Here is a 5,122-nt window from a genome sequence, read left to right as displayed (position 1 = left end):
AAGATACCGACCAAGATACCGACCAAGATACCGACCAAGATACCGACCAAGATACCGACCAAGATACCGACCAAGATGGCGCGGTGCACGATTGGAAAATCCAACAACTTCTTTCCGTACTGTCGGATAAGACGCTTTCTGCCGCTGAAATTATGGATCTTCTTGGATTGTCACATCGTGGGTCATTCCGCGAAGGTTACTTGATGCCCGCTTTACGCCTCGGGCTTATTGAACGCACAATTCCGGACAAGCCGACCAGCCGAAATCAAAGATACCGAAAGTCTCGCTCCTAGGTCTGTGCTTCGGATACTCCTCTGTGGTGAAACCTCTTGCCGCACTGTCTCTGCCGAGCTATCCTGATCGCATAACAGTGTTATGTGAGATGGGGTTGTGATGGTGGCACGCGGAAATGGCTCAACGCGGGAGCGGATCCTTGCCGCGGCTTTGCGGAATTTTTCCGAGCACGGCTATGAGGCGGCCAGCTTGCGCGTGATTGCCAAAGAAGCCAATGTCACCACGGGCGCCCTATACACCCATTTTGATAATAAACAAGCCTTGTTTGCGGCTCTCGTGGAACCCTGCTGCCAGGAATTACGCCAGCGGCACCGCGAAGGCATTATGCGCGGTCTTGCCCTCACGGAAAAGTCCCTCACGGAAAATCCGCTTGCCGAAAAGGCTCGCCTGGAAGAACTGCGGCAGAGCGGTAGCAGCACCGGTGAGGATCTCGGTAGCAGTATCACGGAGTGGATGATCGATTACGTCTATGACCACCTCGCCGTATTTCAGTTAGTTCTGTGGGGATCCGCGGGCACTCCCTATCAGAGCTTCGTAGCTGACCTGGCAGAATATGAAGCCCGCCTATATATCGAGCTCGGCCCAGGGGATGCGGTATGGCCCGCCTTCGCGCAGGTCATGTGTGAAACCGGCTGGTACGGCTTCTTTGGTGCCCTCAGGCAAGGTCTCAACCGTGAGAACGCCAAAAAATACTTGGGCTTACTTCAGAGATTCCGGGAAGCCGGGTGGCGGAGCCTCTTGGAAGATCCGGTATATTCCGGCACGCATGCGCTCGGGTAGAAAGAAGATCCCATGTCTCACCATCAAGGGAACAACACAGCCCGCACCCGCGAGCCGAGTACCTGGCAGCTGGTAGCCCCCGTGCGCACATCAATGCTTGTCTCCTTTATTATCGCCGGGATCGGATCCGGTGCTTCGGTCATTCCTTATATCGCATTAGTTGGTCTGGCTGATGACTGGCTCGGTGACCGCGGCACGGCACGTATCTGGTGGTGGTTGGGGCTCACCCTGGTGGGCTTACTGGTACACCACATCTGTTACAACTGGGCAGTTGGTATCACCCATATCAGCGAAGCAGGGCTGCGGCATCGGTTGCGCCGTCGTATCATCACACATTTAGGCGCCTTACCCCTGGGCCTGGTGCGGCGGCTGGGCCCCGGTGAAATCCGGAAAATCGTGGTCGATGACACCAGCGCCATTCATACCCTGGTTGCCCATGCCAGCGCCGAACTTGCCAGCGCGCTCGTGGCGCCGCTGGTGGGCGGCATTTACCTGTGCGTGCTCGACTGGCAGCTGGCGTTCCTCCTGGGCGGAGTATTTATTGTTGCCGTTGGCCTGGCGATGGGGATTGCTTTCCGTGGCGGGGATCAAGCCGTTAAAGATTACGACGTCGCCCAACGGAAACTCGCGGACGCGACCGTGGAGCTCGTCGATGGCATAAAAGAAATCAAAAACTATCAACTCCCCGCCACCGGAGTCGGCGGGCGCTTCACCACGGCGCGGGAAGAAAACTCCGATGCCTCCTTCCGCTGGCTGGCCGGGGCCGGCAAAGGAATCGCGGTGGTATCCGCATTGAGTCAGCCGGGCGTGATCCTCGCGTGGAGCGCCCCGCTCATCTGCTGGTTTGTGTGGAGTGGCTGGATCTCGCCCGCGAGTAGCCTGGCTTTCTTCACCATTTGGCTCGGGCTTCCCGCGGGCCTGGGGCAACTTATGACGCTCACCCAGAATCTGCAAGGCTCGCTGCGGGCTGGGGAAGATACAGCAGCGTTGCTGGCTGAAAAACCGCAGGAAGTGGGGGAGTACCAGGCTCCTGCCCCGGCTGCGGCCGCCCCGTCGGCTTCTGCCCCGGAACTACGTTTCCAGAATGTGTCCTTCGGTTATGCTCCGGGCCGCCCGGTTCTGCACGATATTAGTTTCACTCTCCCGCCCGGAACCTTGACCGCCGTGGTCGGGCCCTCGGGAGCGGGGAAAACGACCATCGGCGCGCTCGCGGCACGTTTTTGGGATCCGGAAAGCGGCTGCATTACCCTCGGCGGGCACGACCTGCGCGAATACAGCCGCGCGGGGCTCTACAGCCAGGTCGGCACAGTATTTCAAGATGTGTCCCTAGCCGCGGTGAGCGTGCGGGATAACCTCCTGCTCGGCAACCGGGAGGCTACCGATGCACAGATACAGGCAGCTGCGGCCCGCGCGCATATCGCCGAACGGATCGCTGCGCTCCCGGCCGGGTATGACACGATCCTGGGGGAGGCCGCAGTTCTTTCCGGCGGTGAGGCGCAGCGCTTGAGTATCGCCCGCACGCTGTTGGCGGATCCCCCGCTCCTCATACTGGATGAAGCAAGCGCACACCAAGATACCCGTACCGCGCAGGCGCTGCACCAGGTCATCGCGGCGCGGCGCGGGCATAGCTCCACCTTGGTGATCGCCCACCGGCTAAGCGGCCTCGCCCAAGCCGACCAGATTTTGGTGCTCGCGGGCGGGCGGATCGTGCAATCCGGCCGCCACGAAGAACTCGCGGCCACCGCGGGCCTGTACCGCGAGATGCTGAAAGAGCAGGGAATCTTATGCTGAAAATGCTCACGGCCATGCGCACCGTAGTGGATGTGCACCAAATAAAAATCCTAATCGGGGCCTACACCGCGGCCGCGGTAGCCCAGGGCATCACCTTAGCGATGCTCATCGGGTTCCTTCGGGCACTGCTCACCGAAGGTGGCGTTGGCGGCGGCGCGCCGGCCGATGGGCAGCTATCCTCCTGGCTCCTTGCGATATGCATCAGCGGCGCCATCACATTTTTCCTCTACGTGGTCACGATGAGCTGGTCCTACCGGGTGAGCGTGTACACGATCTGCGACGAGCTCATGAAGAAAATCGGTGCGGCGGTAGTACGGCTCCCGGTTGGGTGGTTCACCCCATCCCGCCGCACCGCGGTCATAAATGCCACCTCGAAAGACGTCAACACCCTCTCCCACTTGGCTTCCCTGGTATTTCCCGCGGTGATCTCGGGGGTGGTGGTTCCCTTCGTTATGGCCGTGGTGGTCACGATGGTGGAATGGCGCCTCGGGATGGTCCTCGCGGTGACCAGTATTGGATTGTGGTTCATCTGGGGCTGGATGCACCGGGCGGTGCGCGAAGCCCAAGCCAGCGAAGCCCGGCTCTCACGCAGGGTAGCCGGGCGGATTATCGAATTCGCGAAACTCCAACAAATCCTGCGCGGCAGCGGGCAAACGCAATGGCAGCCCCTGGATGAGGCTCTTGTGGCGGAGTCCACCGGAATCCTGAGGACACTGCGCAGTCAAAGCCGCCCGGCCTCCGCGTTCCTCCTGCTAGTCGAGCTGGCTTTCGCCGTATGCCTGGGCTGGAGCGGAGCCCTGGTGGTTGGTGGCGATATGGACTTTCTGAGTTTCCTGGCCATCGCCGTGGTTCTGACCCGTATTAATCTGCCGCTCTCGCAATCAGTTTTATACTCCACGGCTCTTACAGATTCCATGCAAGCTCTCGAACGGGTGCATGAAATTATCGCGGCTGCCGAGGAACAGCCCAATATCACGACTGTCGCCACGCCTGCGAGCGTGGACCCGGATGTACCTGCGAATACGGATCCGGGCGCGCTCGCGGATAGCACCATCGAGTTTTCCGGGGTGACCTTCGGATACGATCCGCGCTACCCCGTGCTGTGTGATCTCAACTTGAAAGCACCGGCCGGGAAGGTAACCGCCCTTGTTGGCACCTCCGGTACCGGTAAAACTACTGCGTTGGCTTTGGCCGCCGGTTTTTGGCAGCCGCAAAGCGGAACCATCACGCTCGGCGGGCGCGATATTCACGAATGCCAGCCCATGCGCCACATCGCAATGGTGTTCCAGGACGTTTACCTCTTCAGCGGGTCCATCCGGGAAAACTTGACGCTGGCCAAGCCGGATGCCACAGAGGAGGAAATCCTCACGGCGGTAAGTCAGGCCGGGCTGGATTCAGTTATTGAGCGGCTGCCCGCAGGTCTGGACACCCAGGTCGGGCCGGGTGGGAATGCGCTTTCCGGCGGGGAGAAACAACGCGTTGCCATCGCCCGAGCTTTCCTCAAGGACAGCCCGATCCTCCTCCTCGACGAAATTACCTCCGCGCTGGATAGCATCACCGAAGCAGTCATCGGCGAAGCGATACGGCGCCTCGCCGTGGGCCGCACGGTACTCATGGTTGCTCACCGCCCCTCCACAATTGCGTGGGCGGACCAAGTGGTCGATTTTTCGCAGCTCGCGGCACGCTGAATTCAGATGTTTTCGGCATCGCAGCGCGCCCAGTGGGAAGCACCCTGTCAAAATTTCCGACAGCTTCTATCTGGCGCGAATTCGAGTTGGGTACTGGTACGACGACGCTGCCACTCAGTAAACTTGCCCCTGGGAAAACACCGTTCACTGAGAAGATCACCAGCAACGAAGCTGGATGATGGGAGGGCCAATGACCTGGCAGATCGCGGTAGTGATAGTGGGTACGTTATGGGGTTCTGCGCTGTTGAGCGGCTGGCTTGCCTATGCTTCCCGTAAAAAGACCCTGAAGCTTAACGAACTCATCGGGTACCGAACCGACATCATCATGACGAATCAGGAAACGTGGCAGGAAGCGCATGCCGCAGCCTGGCCGTGGACGGCCGCCGCCACAGCATGCCTGGTCCTCAGCGGTTTCGCAGTATTCCTCCCTCTTTCTGACGGGGTGCTCGCCGCGATCATCATCCTCAGCATGGTGGTGCTGCTCGCCTGCATGGGCTTGTCAAGTTTTTTGTGTAAATGGTTTTATTTAGTTGGTTGGGAATCGGTCCGGGTAGTGAAGGGATAACTCG

General features: G+C 59.8%; 5 protein-coding genes. All 5 read left to right on the top strand.

Annotated features, from left to right (window positions below):
- Positions 1 to 293 (top strand): Fic family protein (locus QP828_RS08770; RefSeq protein ID WP_348520098.1); only part of this gene is annotated, 293 nt, incomplete at its 5' end.
- A 100-nt stretch (positions 294 to 393) separates the two neighbouring features.
- Positions 394 to 1,074: a TetR/AcrR family transcriptional regulator gene (locus tag QP828_RS08765; RefSeq protein ID WP_274733002.1), complete on the top strand. Its 681-nt coding sequence runs from the start codon at positions 394 to 396 to the stop codon at positions 1,072 to 1,074.
- A 12-nt stretch (positions 1,075 to 1,086) separates the two neighbouring features.
- Entirely contained in the window at positions 1,087 to 2,865 is a 1,779-nt protein-coding gene (locus QP828_RS08760; protein WP_274732909.1) for an ABC transporter ATP-binding protein, read from the top strand.
- On the top strand, positions 2,859 to 4,553 hold the full coding sequence (locus tag QP828_RS08755) for an ABC transporter ATP-binding protein (RefSeq protein ID WP_274732907.1): 1,695 nt from the start codon (positions 2,859 to 2,861) through the stop codon (positions 4,551 to 4,553). The genes QP828_RS08760 and QP828_RS08755 overlap by 7 nt, the downstream gene beginning before the upstream one ends.
- Positions 4,554 to 4,743: 190 nt before the next feature.
- Positions 4,744 to 5,118 carry an SdpI family protein gene (locus QP828_RS08750; protein ID WP_274732906.1) on the top strand — a complete coding sequence of 125 codons (375 nt, stop codon included), beginning with the start codon at positions 4,744 to 4,746 and terminating at the stop codon, positions 5,116 to 5,118.
- The last annotated feature ends 4 nt before the right edge of the window (positions 5,119 to 5,122 follow it).

The sequence above is a fragment of the Actinotignum sanguinis genome (assembly GCF_030230305.1).
Lineage (GTDB): Bacteria > Actinomycetota > Actinomycetes > Actinomycetales > Actinomycetaceae > Actinotignum > Actinotignum sanguinis.
The sequence above is the reverse complement of the archived record's forward strand: the minus strand, read 5'-3'. Positions and strand labels throughout refer to the sequence as shown.